The organism is Proteus vulgaris (assembly GCF_016647575.1).
Taxonomy (GTDB): domain Bacteria; phylum Pseudomonadota; class Gammaproteobacteria; order Enterobacterales; family Enterobacteriaceae; genus Proteus; species Proteus mirabilis_B.
This window is the reverse complement of the sequence record NZ_CP032663.1, coordinates 449,507-467,555: the sequence shown is the minus strand read 5'-3', so window position 1 is coordinate 467,555 and position 18,049 is coordinate 449,507. Positions and strand designations below refer to the sequence as shown.

The 18,049-nt window shown below is 43.0% G+C and carries 12 protein-coding genes, 1 tRNA gene and 3 rRNA genes; 4 read left to right on the top strand and 12 right to left on the bottom strand.

All coding sequences use genetic code 11. The features are described 5' to 3' along the window. Positions 1-75: 75 nt before the first annotated feature. Positions 76-1,881, top strand: coding sequence for a nitrate/nitrite two-component system sensor histidine kinase NarX (narX, locus tag D7029_RS02260; protein ID WP_194951729.1), 1,806 nt, complete (start codon positions 76-78; stop codon positions 1,879-1,881). A gap of 25 nt (positions 1,882-1,906) precedes the next feature. Further along, on the top strand, positions 1,907-2,560 hold the full coding sequence (gene narL / locus D7029_RS02255; protein ID WP_109402871.1) for a two-component system response regulator NarL: 654 nt from the start codon (positions 1,907-1,909) through the stop codon (positions 2,558-2,560). Here the strand turns inward: narL and D7029_RS02250 are convergent. Then, a complete protein-coding gene (locus D7029_RS02250) occupies positions 2,557-3,459 on the bottom strand; it encodes a LysR family transcriptional regulator (protein ID WP_194951728.1) in 903 nt (300 codons plus the stop codon). The two genes, narL and D7029_RS02250, sit on opposite strands and share 4 nt — an antisense overlap. 110 nt (positions 3,460-3,569) lie before the next feature. Between D7029_RS02250 and D7029_RS02245 the strand changes: the two genes are divergently transcribed. After that, positions 3,570-4,010, top strand: a complete 441-nt coding sequence (locus D7029_RS02245; protein ID WP_194951727.1) for a PACE efflux transporter — start codon at positions 3,570-3,572, stop codon at positions 4,008-4,010. A 38-nt stretch (positions 4,011-4,048) separates the two neighbouring features. Here the strand turns inward: D7029_RS02245 and D7029_RS02240 are convergent, their stop codons facing one another. The 7 genes from D7029_RS02240 to D7029_RS02210 all read right to left on the bottom strand — a co-directional run bounded on the left by D7029_RS02240 (position 4,049) and on the right by D7029_RS02210 (position 11,595). Next, entirely contained in the window at positions 4,049-4,279 is a 231-nt protein-coding gene (locus D7029_RS02240) for a hypothetical protein (protein WP_075672928.1), read from the bottom strand. A gap of 103 nt (positions 4,280-4,382) precedes the next feature. Then, positions 4,383-5,180, bottom strand: a complete 798-nt coding sequence (locus D7029_RS02235; protein WP_194951726.1) for a sulfite exporter TauE/SafE family protein — start codon at positions 5,178-5,180, stop codon at positions 4,383-4,385. Between the two features lie 202 nt (positions 5,181-5,382). Next, complete coding sequence (locus D7029_RS02230; RefSeq protein ID WP_194951725.1) at positions 5,383-7,128, bottom strand: acetyl/propionyl/methylcrotonyl-CoA carboxylase subunit alpha; 1,746 nt, start codon at positions 7,126-7,128, stop codon at positions 5,383-5,385. 16 nt (positions 7,129-7,144) lie between these two features. Further along, positions 7,145-8,722 (bottom strand): 5-oxoprolinase/urea amidolyase family protein, encoded by a 1,578-nt coding sequence (locus D7029_RS02225; protein ID WP_194951724.1) that lies wholly within the window; start codon positions 8,720-8,722, stop codon positions 7,145-7,147. A gap of 14 nt (positions 8,723-8,736) precedes the next feature. Next, a complete protein-coding gene (locus tag D7029_RS02220; protein ID WP_194951723.1) occupies positions 8,737-9,543 on the bottom strand; it encodes a putative hydro-lyase in 807 nt (268 codons plus the stop codon). Next, positions 9,540-10,331 (bottom strand): LamB/YcsF family protein, encoded by a 792-nt coding sequence (locus D7029_RS02215; protein WP_194952572.1) that lies wholly within the window; start codon positions 10,329-10,331, stop codon positions 9,540-9,542. The genes D7029_RS02220 and D7029_RS02215 overlap by 4 nt, the downstream gene beginning before the upstream one ends. 13 nt (positions 10,332-10,344) lie before the next feature. Then, positions 10,345-11,595: an NRAMP family divalent metal transporter gene (locus D7029_RS02210; RefSeq protein WP_194951722.1), complete on the bottom strand. Its 1,251-nt coding sequence runs from the start codon at positions 11,593-11,595 to the stop codon at positions 10,345-10,347. Positions 11,596-12,063: 468 nt separating this feature from the next. Here D7029_RS02210 and D7029_RS02205 point away from each other — a divergent pair, with 468 nt between their 5' ends. Next, positions 12,064-12,723 carry a GntR family transcriptional regulator gene (locus tag D7029_RS02205; RefSeq protein ID WP_088493892.1) on the top strand — a complete coding sequence of 220 codons (660 nt, stop codon included), beginning with the start codon at positions 12,064-12,066 and terminating at the stop codon, positions 12,721-12,723. Between the two features lie 127 nt (positions 12,724-12,850). Here D7029_RS02205 and rrf read toward each other — a convergent pair. The 4 genes from rrf to D7029_RS02185 all read right to left on the bottom strand — a co-directional run bounded on the left by rrf (position 12,851) and on the right by D7029_RS02185 (position 17,926). Continuing rightward, a 5S ribosomal RNA gene (gene rrf, locus D7029_RS02200) occupies positions 12,851-12,966 on the bottom strand. A gap of 117 nt (positions 12,967-13,083) precedes the next feature. After that, a 23S ribosomal RNA gene (locus D7029_RS02195) occupies positions 13,084-15,986 on the bottom strand. Positions 15,987-16,223: 237 nt separating this feature from the next. Next, a tRNA-Glu gene (locus D7029_RS02190) sits at positions 16,224-16,299 on the bottom strand. A gap of 84 nt (positions 16,300-16,383) precedes the next feature. Continuing rightward, a 16S ribosomal RNA gene (locus tag D7029_RS02185) occupies positions 16,384-17,926 on the bottom strand. Together the 16S, 23S and 5S rRNA genes with 1 tRNA gene alongside form the textbook arrangement of a ribosomal RNA operon. Between the last annotated feature and the right edge of the window lie 123 nt (positions 17,927-18,049).

Below are 18,049 nucleotides of genomic sequence, written 5' to 3'. Positions count from 1 at the left end.
AATACTTTAGTGGTATATGACATTTGATGTATTTTTAAGGCAATATAGCGCCAGAATAAATTTGGAAAAATAACGATGAGTACAAATAAAATCCAATGGCACTACCGTTTCTCAATTATTAATCAGATAGCGATATTAATGTTACTTTTCACTCTATTGGGTGTGGTGGGAATGGCAATTTCTAACCATATTATTTTGAGTGTACAAGGTAATGCTCATGCGATTAATAAGTCTGGATCGCTACGGATGCAAAGCTATCGCTTGTTATCTGCGTTACCTCTAGATGAGCAACATCGTTATTATCTTCACGAGTTAGAAACCGACTTAGATAGCGGTGAGTTACTTCAAGTCCTAAGCAATGAATCGCTACAATCACAATATGCTCAATTAAATACTTACTGGAAAGATACCCTAAAACCAACCTTGCTTTATGTGCAACAACGCGATGAAGCCAAACAAGAGGTTGCGTTTTTTGTTTCACAGCTAGATAAATTAGTATTAAGTATCGACCAACTTACAGAGCAAAAAATCAGGCTGGTGGCTTATACTCAGCTTATTTTCACGGCGCTGACACTGTTATTGCTGTTTGGCTCTGTTTGGCATTTCCGTCGCCGTTTATTACATCCTTGGCAACAGCTTATGGCGATGGCAAATTCGATTGGTCATGGTAATTTTTCAGCCCGTTTCCACCAGCGTACACACCATGATGAAATTGCCACGCTGGGTATTGCACTTAATACCATGTCAAAAGAGCTTTCTACACTGTATAGCGAATTAGAAAAAAGAGTGGTTGAAAAAACACACGACTTACAACAGAAAAATAAAGTACTCTCTTATCTCTATCACTCAAGCCAACAATTACACTCTCCCGCGCCACTTTGTGCCCGATTAAGACAGATATTATTTGAGCTTCAACAAATCATTCCTGATGCTTATTTGCAGATACGTTTATATGAAGATAATCATCACACACTCTTTAATGAAATCAGTTTAGAACCTCAATCACGCCCAGAACATTGTCCAGATCCACAATGTGAACGTTGTGATGATACCTCTTCTGTTACCGTTCCATTACGTAGTGAATTATTGCATTGGGAACTTGCTGACCAAATTCATCGTTATGGATTACTTGTTATGCAACTACCCGAGCATACAACGCTGACGGATGAACAGAATAATTTAATGCTATTACTGACAAAACAGATCTCAGCCATGCTGGCAATGGAACAGCAAAATGAGCAACAGCAACAGCTTTTGTTAATGGATGAGCGTTCGGCAATTGCACGCGAATTACATGACTCTATTGCTCAATCACTCTCTTGTTTAAAAATGCAAGTGAGCTATTTGCAGATGCAGTCAGAAACCTTACCTGATAATTGCCAAAAGCTACTTAAAGAGATGCGAGAAGAGCTTAATGTGGCTTATCGCCAATTAAGAGAGTTGTTAACTACGTTTCGCTTAAAACTCACTGAGCCGGGATTACTTGCCGCGTTGGAAAGTACACTGACTGAATTTAATCAGCGCCTTGGTTTTTCGATTAATTTTGACTATCAATTACCCGCAAAATGTGTGAATTCGCATCAAAGTATTCACGTTGTTCAAATCGTCCGTGAAGCCTTAAATAATATTTTACAACATGCCAATGCCAATTGGGCTGAAGTCTCTTTATCTCTAAATAATGGCATGGTCGAACTAAAAATTAATGATAATGGTGAAGGAATTAGCCCTAATCCTGAAAAATTAAATCATTATGGCCTTATTATTATGCGTGAACGCGCAAATAGCTTAAATGGTTCTTATACTATAAAAGTACGCGAACAGGGCGGTACTCAAGTGTTTGTTAAATTTCCATTAATAACTACTCATAAAGACCCTGTCTAAATTGGAGCAAGTCGTAATGAATAATATGGGATCCCCCGCAGAAAAAGCGACAATTTTACTCATTGATGATCACCCGATGCTACGCAATGGTGTAAAACAACTTTTAAGTCTTGATACAACACTAACTGTCGTTGGGGAAGCGGGAGATGGTATTCAAGGTGTGAAGCTAGCTGAAGAATTAGATCCTGATTTAATTTTGCTGGATCTGAATATGCCAGGAATGAATGGTTTTGAAACGCTCGATCAACTGCGATTAAAGTCGTTGTCAGGTCGGATCGTTGTTTTCAGCGTATCAAATTATAGTGATGATTTAGTCACAGCGTTAAAACGTGGTGCAGATGGTTATCTTCTAAAAGATATGGAGCCTGAAGAATTACTAGCGGCTCTAAAACAGGCAGCAGCCGGAAAAATGGTCGTCAGCCCTGCATTAACCCCTATTTTAGCCGAATCCTTACGTGAAGATCGTTCTGAAGGTGAGCGTGATATTGAACAACTCACCCCGCGTGAACGCGATATCTTAAAACTGATAGCGCAAGGATTATCAAATAAAATGATCGCCCGTAAGCTTGATATCACAGAAAGTACAGTCAAAGTACATGTAAAACATCTACTGAAAAAGATGAAGCTAAAATCTCGTGTTGAAGTTGCTGTTTGGGTTCATCAACAACGCGTCGATTAATTAAAGTTAGGTACGATGGGCTGGTGGGTACTCATCAGCTCAACTAACTCTTTTGCTCCTTTCTGTAACGACTCCCCTTTTAGCCACATGGCATGAATAGGTAATCGTAATTCATTTTTCGTATTCTTAAACTGAAGCTGTTTTAATTTACCTTTTTGCAATTGAGTATAAATCAACGAATACGGTAAATTACCCCATCCCATCCCTGCTTCAACCATACCCAACGCCATTTGAAAGCTATCTGTTTGCCAATAATTCGTCGCCACTAATGAGCGCTCATCTCTTAACTCTTTGGTGTGACTTGCGATCATGATTTGGCGAACATTCACAAGATCCTCAATAAACACGCCAGCAGGGTGTGCTAATGCAATATGACTTGCTGATATTGTTGCGACCAATGACTCAGAGCCAAGATATTGAAATTGTTCATCGCCATTCACATACAAGCCCCCATAAACTAGGCTCAATTGAATTTTATGTGAATGCAACATCTCAATAATGTCATCTTGTGCCGCGGTTATCACATTCACATTAAGTAATGGATAACGTTGCGTTAATTCAGATAACGCAGGTAATAGATAATCAGGATTAATATCAGCCGCAACACCAATATTTAAGACACTTTCGAGATCCATCGAAAGCTCTTGTGCATGCACTTGTAATAATTTTAATTGCTCTGCGATCATTCTGGCATGAGGCTCAAGTGCTTTGGCTTTTTCAGTTGGCTGAGGCTCTCGTGATGAACGTTCAAAAAGTGCATAACCTAATTCAGCTTCCATATTAGCAATCGCCATGCTGACTGCTGATGGAACGCGTTTTAATGAACGTGCAGCCGCAGAGAAAGATCCCTTATCCATCACTGCTAAAAATATCGCAATATGTTCACTTGAGAACTGCATGTTCACTCCTGATGTTTCAGTCAAATTGATACTAGCTAACTTTTTCTATCATTCTTGCTGATTTATCTTACGATGCTTAACGACACAGATCCACAGAAAAAGAGAGCACAATGCAAGGTATCAAACGAAAAATTGTCTACGTAACAGCTTATGAAATTTTTGGCTGGATTATTTCATCAGTCGGGCTTGCACTTTTGGCTGATAGCTCAACAGCAGTAACGGGTCCATTAGCTCTGGTGATCACAACTATCGCAGTAAGTTGGAATTTTATTTATAACTGCATATTTGAATTTTGGGAGAGTAGGCAGGTTTCAAGAATTCGAACATTTAGACGCCGTCTAGTCCATGCAATTGGATTTCAGCTAACACTGGTGCTCTATTTAATTCCACTGATTGCATGGTGGCTTAATGTTTCATTGTGGCAAGCGTTAGTTATGGACTTTGCGCTGATCATCATCATCCCTTGTTATACCTTCGTTTATAACTGGGTATTTGACAAAATTTTTGGCTTACCAAAATCTGCATTACCTGAGAATGCACCCGCAGCCTAAGCGACAAATTAAGTAAGGAGAGTGATCCCAATAACGGATCACTCTTTAACAGGATAGATATCTTCTAACGCAAACTGCTCAATACCGCCTTCTAACTCGCAACGACCTAATCCAATATTTTTGTCATCAGCCGTTGTTCTTCTTAGCAATTTACCCGTCACTTGAGAAAGCGTTGAGTCAATTTCAATCACACGGTAATACTCTTTCATATAGCTCTCTTCACCCAGTGCCATATAAACCAAAAACTCATCACCTGTTTTAATATTCATCTCGTTGTACTTACTCTTAGTAGTTAATCTAATGATGATAGAATAAGTTTAGTCTAACTAAAGGCAATAAGAGAAAGATTGACTCACTCGATATTACATTAAGTTAATTTATTAACTTCCAACTCATCATAATGATGCTGATCAGAATAAAAGACAGAGTTAAATATTGGAAAAAATGCTCTGATAAATACACAAGTAAATAACGAGCTAATGGGATGGAGAGTAATGAGCCTAAGCAGAGAATAAGTGCTGTGTGAACATCGGTATAGCCACCAGCACTATAAGCAATAGCAGAGCCACCAGAAAGGATCGTAGTAATAAAAATAGAAGTGCCGATTGCCTCTTTAATACCCATTTGTGCAAAACGCATTAACACAGGCAACACTACTAATCCTCCTCCAACACCCGTCGCACCAAGTACAAATCCTGCACTGACTCCCGGTACAAATAAGGAAGAAAAAGTCACTGAAGAAGGCGGAGGTAAAGAAATTAAGGGATCTGAAATTGCTGATCTTCTTACCATTCGCTGTAAAAATAAGATCAATGAAAATACGATAGCAACGATCATTAAAATATTAATCGCTGATTCAACACGATCGTAATATTGAGGTTGCGATCCCAACCATGTCACACCATAACTCGCTAAAAATGTTGCCGGAAACATTACCCCTAAGATCAATAGTGCGGGTTTTAATGGGATATTACCTAACCGAAAATGAATATAAGAAGATGAGAGCTTCATTAGCATCGAGAGTAAATTTGCTGTCGCAACCGCAGCTAATGCATTCATACCAAAAAGATAAATAAGAACAGGTAATAAAATAACACCACCACCTACACCGGTCGTTGTAATAACTAACCCGATTGCAGCGCCGATAAGTAGTTGTGTTACAAGCAACATCTTATTTCCTTTTTGGTTAAAATTTAACAAGCTTCGATTATAGGCAAAATAACTTATAACCAAAAGGAATTAGATATAATAAATAGGAATATAAATAACGTTATTATAAAAAAGCCCCTTAATATGAAATTACCTCATATTAAAGGGCAGATATTAATGATAGATATTATTCTTATTAATCAATATGATATTTTTAATATATTTAATTTATTTCAGCTAAGACCGATTCTGCTGAAAAATAATCACCTGTTTTCGCTTTTTGCAGTAGTACTCCATCACAAGAAGCGATTACCTGAACTTCCATCTTCATCGCTTCCATAATAGCAATAACATCACCTTCTTTGACTTTATCGCCATCAGCTAAGATCCAGCTATGTAATACGCCAGAGATGGGTGCAGTGACGGCTTTTTCATTCTCTTCTTTCTCATGACTGGCATTAATTGCTGTTGGTATTACCGCGGAGAGTGACAGTAATTGAGCTGGTAAAGCAAGTTCATGACGACGACCATCAATTTCAATAAAAGTACGAACAAGCTCTTCATTTTTTGCAGGCGTGCTACGAGGAAAATATGTATTTTTTGCCTGAAAATCTGTTTCAATCCAACGGGTATGCACTTTGAAATCTTCAGTAAAATCGGCATGTTCCATCATTTCACAATGGAAAGGCAACACACTCGCTACCCCTTCAATTTTAAATTCGGATAATGCTCGACGAGCTCGCGCAATGGCTTGTTCACGAGTTGCACCTGTCACTATCAATTTTGCCATCATAGAATCGAATTGGCGTGAAACCTGATTATTTTCAGCAACACCACTATCTACACGAACTCCCGGACCTGAAGGCTGAGAGAAATGCGTAATTAAACCCGGTGTAGGTAAAAAGCCTTTAGTAGGATCTTCTGCATTGATCCTAAATTCAAAAGAGTGACCACGTGGAACAGGCGTTTTATCAATACTTAGTGGTAAACCTTCAGCAATACGTAACTGCTCAATCACTAAATCGATGCCTGCTGTTTCTTCGGTAACAGGGTGCTCTACTTGTAAGCGTGTATTCACTTCTAGAAACGAGATAGTGCCATTTGCACTTAATAAAAACTCAACGGTACCTGCGCCCACATAACCTGCTTTCGCACAAATATCTTTAGCGGATTGGTGAATACGTTCACGTTGTTCGTCTGTCAAATACGGTGCTGGTGCTTCTTCAATAAGCTTTTGATTACGGCGTTGTAACGAACAATCTCGTGTTCCGACAACAACAACATTGCCCAGTTTGTCTGCAATAATTTGCGCTTCGATATGGCGAGGTTTATCTAGGAATTGCTCAACATAACATTCACCACGACCAAATGCAGTTACGGCTTCTCGTACAGCAGAATGGTACAGCTCTTCAATCTCTTCCATTTTATGCGCGATCTTCAAACCCCGCCCACCACCACCAAAAGCAGCTTTAATGGCAACAGGTAGACCATGCTGTTTAGCAAAATCGATAACCTCTTTGGCGTCATTAACAGGATCAGACGTACCATTTACAAGAGGTGCACCAACAGATTGTGCAATTTTACGTGCTTTCACTTTGTCACCAAGCACTTCAATCGTTTCTGGGTTAGGGCCGATCCAAATAAATCCTGCGTCTTGTACCGCTTTTGCAAAATCAGCTCGCTCGGAAAGAAAACCGTAACCGGGATGGATCATTGTGGCATTAGCTTTATGGGCAATATTAATAATTTTCTTAATATCTAGATAGCTTTCTTTCGGCAAATTACCATTGAGTCCATAAGCTTCATCAGCAAGACGGACGTGTAGTGCATCAATATCATCATTAGCGTAAATGGCAATCGAAGTCGCACCATGATCCTGACAAGCACGAATAATACGAACCGCAATTTCACCTCGGTTTGCAATAAGTACTCTATGCTTCACTCGTTGTTTTTGGTTAATTGTTGTCATGAGTGGCATTCTCCTATCAATATTCTTGAAATTCGGTAATTGGATTAAAACGAATTCTAGCGTTAACAGGGATCTGCCCTGCAAGTGGTAAGTGATATTCAGCAACAGCGCCGATAACAGGATATCCTCCTGTTAGTGGGTGATCGTTAAGAAACAAAACAGGTTGCCCATTAATCGGAACTTGTATTGCGCCGATGCAAGTGCCTTCACTCGATAGCTCTTGTTGTTGTTCTCGAGCAAGAGGGGTTTCGCCCAGTAAACGCAACCCAATACGGTTAGATTGTGGTGTCACCTGCCATAATTGAGAGGTTAATGTTTTTATAGCTTCAGTGGTAAACCAGTCAGTGCGAGGACCTAAAACAACATCAAGCGTGACGATATCATCTTGTTTTGGCAGTGTTGATGTCGGCTGTTCATCAGCAAGAATACCGTTTGAAGTACTTTCATTATTTAAATGAAGTACATCGCCTTCTTGCAAAGCATTAGGACCAATTTGTGCCAAGGTATCAAATGCATAACTCCCTAACACCTTGGGTAATTCAAATCCACCTCTCACGGCAAGATAGCTACGTACACCTGCTTTTGGCATACCTAAAATAATTTCATCGCCACAGCGAACATCGATAGGTTGATAACCAGATAAGGATTCATTCTCACCTGACTCATGTTTTAGTGTAATGGAACAATCCGCCCCAGTTAAAGCGATCACACAATCTTGTCGTGCTTTAAGTGTCAGTCCACCTTGGGTTATCTCAAGTGCAACAAAGGTTGCAGGATTACCCACTAAACGATTGGCTGCATGTAAAGCGGGTTTATCAAGTGCGCCTGAAGCAGATACTCCCATTGATGCAGCACCAATACGCCCTTCATCTTGAAATAAAGTTTGTAGCCCTGCTGAAATGACATATAGCCCTTTATCATTTAATGAGAGTGGAGAAGCAACTACGGCTTTTTTCTCCGGTAGTGAAACGGTTATCGGTGATTTTTTTGCATCAACAAAATGCACTTCATTACCTGGTAATAAAAAAGCAGGTTGTTCGCGTGAGAGATCCCACATCTTTATTTCTGTGGTACCAATAAGTTGCCAACCACCGGGGCTTTGTTGTGGATAAACGCCACTAAACTCGCCAGCTAATCCGACCGATCCTGCGGGGATACGTGTACGAGGTGTTTTACGGCGAGGTACGTAAAGCTGAGTTTCATTTGCAATCAAATAAGCAAAACCTGGGGCGAAACCTGTGAATGCAACTTGATAGGTTTGCTCTGTGTGTCTGCGGATCACTTCACTGGTAGCGATCCCTAATAATTCAGCGACCTCATTAAGATCCTCACCTTGATAATGAACGGGGATCGTTAATGATTGTATTTGACGTGCTGATACCGCTTTAACTTCTAACTGTCGAAGCTGAAGCACAAGTTCTTCAGCTGTGATTAGCCACGGCGTATAGTGAATTAAGAGTGTTTTCGCCGCAGGTACAATGTCTTGAATAGCAGCAATATCCGCTTGTTTAACGGATTCATACAATGCGAGCGTCTCTTTTAAAGAGGAAAGCTCAACAAGTAAATGAGATAGGTTAACGGGTAAAAAGCGCAAAGTATCTTCCTCCCTTATACGTGATAAGCTGCATCAGGCACATCGGTAATAAACATATGCCCCGGAGCATGGCTAAGTGCGAAAGGAACACCTGAACGCATCACTGCTGCTTGTGGTGTCACACCACAAGCCCAAAATACGGGGATCTCGCCTTTTTCAATTCTCACTGGTGAGCCAAAATCTGGCGACATAATATCTTTAATACCCAAAGCATCTGGCGAGCCAATATGTACGGGAGCACCATGTACAGAAGGGAAACGACCACTTATCATCACCGCATCAGCGACTCTGTCAGCGGGAATAGGACGCATTGAAACCACCAATTCGCCTTCTAATCGTCCTGCTGGACGACACAAGCGATTGGTTTTATACATCGGAACATTGCAGTTATCTGTGATATGGCGAATTTCAATACCCGCTTCTAACATGGGTGTTTCGAAAGTAAAACTACAACCAATAAGAAACGTCACAAGATCGGGATGTTGTGCCCAAATTTTGGTGGCATCCGTAATTTCACCCGTTAATTTGCCATTTTCCCAAACACGATAAAGAGGAATGTCAGTACGCAGATCGGCGTCTTTCGCTAAAACAGTGCGATAACTACCTGATTCGCAAACATCTAATATTGGGCAACTTTTCGGGTTACGTTGAGCATAGAGCAGAAAATCAAATGCCCAATCACGAGGTAAACTAATCATATTAGCTTGCGTCATACCTTTAGCCATACCGGCGGTTGGTATGGCTAAACCATTGCGAATAGCTAATCGAGCTTCTTGTGCATTAGCAATTGCATCCGCGGTTGCTTGCATTAAATTAGTCATTTTTGAACCTCCTTTTTAAGTGGCAGAGGTGCAAAAGGCTTAATGCTAACACCATGATTAATTAAAATTTCTTTTACACTTTTAGCGAGAGCTACGGCATCTGGGCTGTCACCATGAACACAAATAGAATCAGCTTGTATCGTTGTAAAAATGCCTTCTATGGACTCAACACCACCTTCTTGCACAAGCCGCAACATACGTTGAGCAACACGTTCAGGATCATGTAAAACAGCTCCCTCTTTTTTACGAGAAACTAGCGTACCATCAGCATGATAAGCTCTATCAGCAAAGGCTTCTGCAATTACTCGAAGACCTTTTTCTTTCGCAAGTGTAATCAAAGGTGATCCCGCTAAAGCAACTAATGTCAGTTGAGGATCTACAGCAAGTATCGCCTCAATAACAGCAAGTGCTTGACGTTTATCATGCGCAATTGTGTTGTAAAGCGCACCATGAGGCTTAACATAGGTCACACTTAAACCCACTGCTTTAGCCAATCCTTGTAAAGCACCTATTTGATAAATCACATCTGCGGTTAATTCATCACTGGCAATATCCATATTACGACGACCAAAACCGACTAAGTCAGGATAAGCAACATGCGCACCTATCGCGACATTACGCTGTTTCGCCGCTTTTAATGTTTTTAAAATTCCATCCGGTGAACCTGCATGAAAACCGCAAGCGATATTAGCGCTACTGACAATTTCAAGCACCGCATCATCATTGCCCATTGTCCATTGACCGAAGCTCTCACCTAAATCACTGTTTAAATCGACTGCTTTTATCATCATTATTGTTCTCTTAAGCAATGTTGAGGTAGTTGAAAATAGCACCCACGGACATAATGCCCATATACCAAGTCAGCGCACAGACCAAAATACCTGACCACAGTAACCATGCAGGATATTTATAGCCATTCATGAGATCTTGGCGACGCCATGCAACAAAAATAAATAGTGTCATACCAATAGGTAAAATCAGACCGTTAAAACCACCGGCGAAGACTAATAATGCAGCTGGCGCTGTTCCCATAACCATATAAATGACAAGTGAAATAGCGATGAAAATAATGGTTGCGATATTACGTTGACGCTCAGTAACACCTTTTTTAAATACTGTAATAAATGACATTGAGGTATAAGCAGCACCAATTACACTTGTTAATGCAGCTGCCCATAAAATAAGACCAAAGATGCGTAATCCAGTTAAACCTGCCGCGTGTTGAAATGCTTGAGATGCAGGGTTAGCCGCGCGACTAGAAATATCTAATGTTACGCCACTGGCAACTACGCCCAAAATGGCAAGGAACAGGATATAGCGCATTAATCCAACCACTAAAATTCCTTTAGTTGCAGCGCTTGATACAGCATCAATGTTCTCAATACCCGTAGTTCCTTTATCGAGAAGACGGTGAGCTCCGGCATAACAGATATAACCGCCCACAGTACCACCGACAATTGTAGTGATCGTTGCGAAGTTAATCGCATCAGGTAAAACAGTTTGTCTTAATGCTTCACCTACTGGAGGATTAGAGGCAAACATCACAAAAACAGTCAGTAAGATCATGACAATGCCAAGAACGATAATCATACGATCGATAAAGTTACTGGCTTTACGTGATGAGAAAATATAGATCGCAAGTAAAGCACTTAAGATCCCACCCCATTTAGGATCAAGACCCACCATTGCATTAAGCCCCAAACCAGCACCTGCAATGTTACCCACGTTAAACACTAAACCGCCAAAAATAACTAATACCGCAAGTAAGTAACCGCTACCGGGTATTGCTTTGTTAGCAATGTCTGAAGCTCGCATATTGGTAACTGTGATCACTCGCCAAATACTTTGCTGAACAACATAGTCGATGATGATTGATGCCAAAATACCGAATGCAAATGCTGCCCCCATAGTGGCAGTAAAGGTTGCAGTTTGAGTAATAAAACCCGGACCAATAGCGGATGTCGCCATTAAAAAAATGGCAGCTATCAATGAAGAGCGTCTATTTTTTATAAACGAACTTGATGTTGTGTTTGCAGAATCTTGTGTAGCCATGAGCTACCCCCTTTATCATCATTATTTTAATTATTATTACTAAGGCAATTAGCGTGCCATTGTTGAGCATGAATACGTAATTGTTAATCACCTGATATTAGATTGTTGAACAATTAATAATAATAGATGAATAAATAAGCAAATAGATTTAAATATGGGATGATAAAAGTGCAGTGAAGATCGCATTTTTAACATTTTATTGACAATTATCATTAATTAATAAGTAATGAATATGCACCTAAATGCAGCATAAAAAGATGAGATGCACAAAAATAGTGCACAAGATTGAAGGAAAAATAAGTTTAATCACTAAAATATCGTGATAAAAAATTAAGTTTTTTTGATGGAAATAAACAGAAAGTCATACTCGATACAGTGAGAAGTACGACAGAGTGACACAATAGAGGTTATATATTACAAAACACACTGATAGAATAGGCGCTTCAATTAAGCTAATAGCAGAAGATAATGCAGAAAAAAACATCTCCACAAATTCTTTCTCAAAAAGTCGCAAATGTTATTCGGCAAAAAATCACTATTGGAGAATTACCTCCTGGTGAAAGATTGTCAGAAACTGCATTAAGCGAAACGCTAGAGATATCGCGTAATACTTTAAGAGAGGTTTTTCGCGTTCTTACCCAAGAAGGGCTTTTAACTTATAAACCTAATCGTGGTGTTTTTGTTTCTGTGCCAGATATGGCAAGTATTATGGATATTTATCGTGTAAGACGATTAATTGAATGTGATGCTCTGCGACATTCTTATCCTATGCATCCAGCTATTGTTAGAATGCAAGATAGTGTTAACCAAGCAAAAGTCTTTCAAGAACAACAAGATTGGAGCGGTGTAGGAACCTGTAATATGCATTTTCATACCGCGATTGTTGAGCTTTCAGATAGTCCTAGATTGTTTAAACAATACCAACTTATTTTAGCAGAGTTACGTTTAGCCTTCGGTTTATTAAACGATCCTCAATTACTACATGCACCGTATATTGAGAAGAATGAACAGATTTTAACACTTTTAATGGATGGAAAAGCCCAAGAAGCAGCAACAGCAATGGAAGACTATTTAGAAATATCAGAAAGAACAGTCCTTGCTGCATTTTCTCGTCATAATTTTTGCTAAAAGATCATAAAAGATGCCCTAATTTAGGGCATTTTTGTATTTAGAATTTAGCATAGCACTTAAAATTTACTAAACCCCAAACGCAAAAAAGCCAACCCAGTGGGTTGGCTTTCTCGTCTTATTTAATGCCTGGCAGTTCCCTACTCTCACATGGGGAGACCCCACACTACCATCGGCGCTACAACGTTTCACTTCTGAGTTCGGCATGGATTCAGGTGGGTCCGCTGCGCTATGGCCGCCAAGCAAATTCGGTTTTATTACCCGTTACATCGATTTCTCGTCATAACCAGCAATATTCAATCTTAAACAAGCCTACTTCATCTACTGTTTGTCTCTCAGACAAAACACCTTCGGTGTTGTCAGGTTAAGCCTCACGGTTCATTAGTACTGGTTAGCTCAACGTATCGCTACGCTTACACACCCAGCCTATCAACGTCTTAGTCTTAAACGTTCCTTTAGGTCACTCAAGGTGACAGGGAAGACTCATCTCGAGGCAAGTTTCCCGCTTAGATGCTTTCAGCGGTTATCTCTTCCGCACTTAGCTACCGGGCAATGCCATTGGCATGACAACCCGAACACCAGTGGTGCGTTCACTCCGGTCCTCTCGTACTAGGAGCAACCCCTCTCAATCTTCCAACGCCCACGGCAGATAGGGACCGAACTGTCTCACGACGTTCTAAACCCAGCTCGCGTACCACTTTAAATGGCGAACAGCCATACCCTTGGGACCTACTTCAGCCCCAGGATGTGATGAGCCGACATCGAGGTGCCAAACACCGCCGTCGATATGAACTCTTGGGCGGTATCAGCCTGTTATCCCCGGAGTACCTTTTATCCGTTGAGCGATGGCCCTTCCATTCAGAACCACCGGATCACTAAGACCTACTTTCGTACCTGCTCGAGCCGTCACTCTCACAGTCAAGCTGGCTTATGCCTTTGCACTAACCGCATGATGTCCGACCATGCTTAGCCAACCTTCGTGCTCCTCCGTTACTCTTTAGGAGGAGACCGCCCCAGTCAAACTACCCACCAGACACGGTCCCCGATCCAGATTATGGACCTAGGTTAGAACATCAAACGTTAAAGGGTGGTATTTCAAGGTTGACTCCATGCAGACTGGCGTCCACACTTCATAGTCTCCCACCTATCCTACACATCAAGGCTCAATGTTCAGTGTCAAGCTATAGTAAAGGTTCACGGGGTCTTTCCGTCTTGCCGCGGGTACACTGCATCTTCACAGCGAGTTCAATTTCACTGAGTCTCGGGTGGAGACAGCCTGGCCATCATTACGCCATTCGTGCAGGTCGGAACTTACCCGACAAGGAATTTCGCTACCTTAGGACCGTTATAGTTACGGCCGCCGTTTACTGGGGCTTCGATCAAGAGCTTCTCCTTACGGATAACCCCATCAATTAACCTTCCAGCACCGGGCAGGCGTCACACCGTATACGTCCACTTTCGTGTTTGCACAGTGCTGTGTTTTTAATAAACAGTTGCAGCCAGCTGGTATCTTCGACTGGCTTCGGCTCCGTCCGCAAGGGACTTCACTTACCGCCAGCGTGCCTTCTCCCGAAGTTACGGCACCATTTTGCCTAGTTCCTTCACCCGAGTTCTCTCAAGCGCCTGAGTATTCTCTACCTGACCACCTGTGTCGGTTTGGGGTACGATTGTTGGTAACCTGAAGCTTAGAGGCTTTTCCTGGAAGCAGGGCATCAATTGCTTCACCACCTTAGTGGCTCGTCATCACACCTCAGCATTAAGTGACCGGATTTGCCTAATCACTCTGCCTACATGCTTGAACCGGGACGACCGTCGCCCGGACAACCTAGCCTTCTCCGTTCCCCCATCGCAGTTACCACCAGTACGGGAATATTAACCCGTTTCCCATCGACTACGCTTTTCAGCCTCGCCTTAGGGGTCGACTCACCCTGCCCCGATTAACGTTGGACAGGAACCCTTGGTCTTCCGGCGTGCGGGTTTTTCACCCGCATTATCGTTACTTATGTCAGCATTCGCACTTCTGATACCTCCAGCATACCTCACAGTACACCTTCGCAGGCTTACAGAACGCTCCCCTACCCAACAACACATAGTGTCGCTGCCGCAGCTTCGGTGCATGGTTTAGCCCCGTTACATCTTCCGCGCGGGCCGACTCGACCAGTGAGCTATTACGCTTTCTTTAAATGATGGCTGCTTCTAAGCCAACATCCTGGCTGTCTGAGCCTTCCCACTTCGTTTCCCACTTAACCATGACTTTGGGACCTTAGCTGGCGGTCTGGGTTGTTTCCCTCTTCACGACGGACGTTAGCACCCGCCGTGTGTCTCCCGTGATAACATTCTTCGGTATTCGCAGTTTGCATCGAGTTGGTAAGTCGGGATGACCCCCTAGTCGAAACAGTGCTCTACCCCCGAAGATGAGTTCACGAGGCGCTACCTAAATAGCTTTCGGGGAGAACCAGCTATCTCCCGGTTTGATTGGCCTTTCACCCCCATCCACAAGTCATCCGCTAATTTTTCAACATTAGTCGGTTCGGTCCTCCAGTTAGTGTTACCCAACCTTCAACCTGCCCATGGATAGATCACCGGGTTTCGGGTCTATACCCTGCAACTCATTCGCCCAGTTAAGACTCGGTTTCCCTACGGCTCCCCTATACGGTTAACCTTGCTACAGAATATAAGTCGCTGACCCATTATACAAAAGGTACGCAGTCACCCCATAAAGAGGCTCCTACTGCTTGTACGTACACGGTTTCAGGTTCTTTTTCACTCCCCTCGCCGGGGTTCTTTTCGCCTTTCCCTCACGGTACTGGTTCACTATCGGTCAATCAGGAGTATTTAGCCTTGGAGGATGGTCCCCCCATATTCAGACAGGATAACACGTGTCCCGCCCTACTCGTCGAGTTCACAATAACAGCATCTTCGGATACGGGGCTATCACCCTTTACTGCCGGACTTTCCAGACCGTTCTCCTGATGCTGCTATTGATTAAGACTCTGGGCTGTTCCCCGTTCGCTCGCCGCTACTAGGGGAATCTCGGTTGATTTCTTTTCCTCGGGGTACTGAGATGTTTCAGTTCTCCCGGTTCGCTTCATGACGCTATGTATTCACGTCATGATAATATCCATTGGATATTGGGTTTCCCCATTCGGAAATCGTCGGGTATAACGGTTCATATCACCTTACCGACGCTTATCGCAGATTAGCACGTCCTTCATCGCCTCTGATTGCCTAGGCATCCACCGTGTACGCTTATTCGCTTAACCTCACAACCCGAAGATGTTTCTCTCGAAGACCAATGTCTTGAGTTCACACTTCAAGGTCTGAGATTTTGAGAGACTCATCAATATACCTCGGTGATATATTGATTTGTTTTCAATTTTTCAGCTTGTTCCAGATTGTTAAAGAGCATAATAGGTAAAATAACTCATGCGAATTATCTTAACTATTCTCTGATTTTCATCAGACATAGTGTGGTACGCCTTTCACTCATACCGCGCAATTGGCGTCCCCTAGGGGATTCGAACCCCTGTTACCGCCGTGAAAGGGCGGTGTCCTAGGCCTCTAGACGAAGGGGACTCTTGTCAGCTTCGCAGACGCGCTTTTGCTCGTTCTTCATCAGACAATCTGTGTGAGCACTGCACATAACACGTATCTCTTAGGTAAGGAGGTGATCCAACCGCAGGTTCCCCTACGGTTACCTTGTTACGACTTCACCCCAGTCATGAATCACAAAGTGGTAAGCGCCCTCCCGAAGGTTAAGCTACCTACTTCTTTTGCAACCCACTCCCATGGTGTGACGGGCGGTGTGTACAAGGCCCGGGAACGTATTCACCGTAGCATTCTGATCTACGATTACTAGCGATTCCGACTTCATGGAGTCGAGTTGCAGACTCCAATCCGGACTACGACAGACTTTATGAGTTCCGCTTGCTCTCGCGAGGTCGCTTCTCTTTGTATCTGCCATTGTAGCACGTGTGTAGCCCTACTCGTAAGGGCCATGATGACTTGACGTCATCCCCACCTTCCTCCGGTTTATCACCGGCAGTCTCCTTTGAGTTCCCGCCATCACGCGCTGGCAACAAAGGATAAGGGTTGCGCTCGTTGCGGGACTTAACCCAACATTTCACAACACGAGCTGACGACAGCCATGCAGCACCTGTCTCAGAGTTCCCGAAGGCACTCCTCTATCTCTAAAGGATTCTCTGGATGTCAAGAGTAGGTAAGGTTCTTCGCGTTGCATCGAATTAAACCACATGCTCCACCGCTTGTGCGGGCCCCCGTCAATTCATTTGAGTTTTAACCTTGCGGCCGTACTCCCCAGGCGGTCGATTTAACGCGTTAGCTCCAGAAGCCACGGTTCAAGACCACAACCTCTAAATCGACATCGTTTACAGCGTGGACTACCAGGGTATCTAATCCTGTTTGCTCCCCACGCTTTCGCACCTGAGCGTCAGTCTTTGTCCAGGGGGCCGCCTTCGCCACCGGTATTCCTCCACATCTCTACGCATTTCACCGCTACACGTGGAATTCTACCCCCCTCTACAAGACTCTAGCCAACCAGTTTCAGATGCAATTCCCAAGTTAAGCTCGGGGCTTTCACATCTGACTTAATTGACCGCCTGCGTGCGCTTTACGCCCAGTAATTCCGATTAACGCTTGCACCCTCCGTATTACCGCGGCTGCTGGCACGGAGTTAGCCGGTGCTTCTTCTGCGGGTAACGTCAATTGCTAAGAGTATTAATCTTAACACCTTCCTCCCCGCTGAAAGTACTTTACAACCCTAAGGCCTTCTTCATACACGCGGCATGGCTGCATCAGGCTTGCGCCCATTGTGCAATATTCCCCACTGCTGCCTCCCGTAGGAGTCTGGGCCGTGTCTCAGTCCCAGTGTGGCTGATCATCCTCTCAGACCAGCTAGAGATCGTCGCCTAGGTGAGCCATTACCTCACCTACTAGCTAATCCCATATGGGTTCATCCGATAGCGCAAGGTCCGAAGAGCCCCTGCTTTGGTCCGTAGACGTCATGCGGTATTAGCCACCGTTTCCAGTAGTTATCCCCCTCTATCGGGCAGATCCCCATACATTACTCACCCGTCCGCCGCTCGTCAGCAAGAAAGCAAGCTTTCCCCTGTTACCGCTCGACTTGCATGTGTTAGGCCTGCCGCCAGCGTTCAATCTGAGCCATGATCAAACTCTTCAATTAAAAGTGTTTGATGCTCAAAGAAATCGAAAACTTAGCTATTCATAAATGAATTTACTTTTGTTGTTCACTCTTCAAGACTTGATACATCTAATATTTTAGAAGATATCGTCTCTGCGAGTGCCC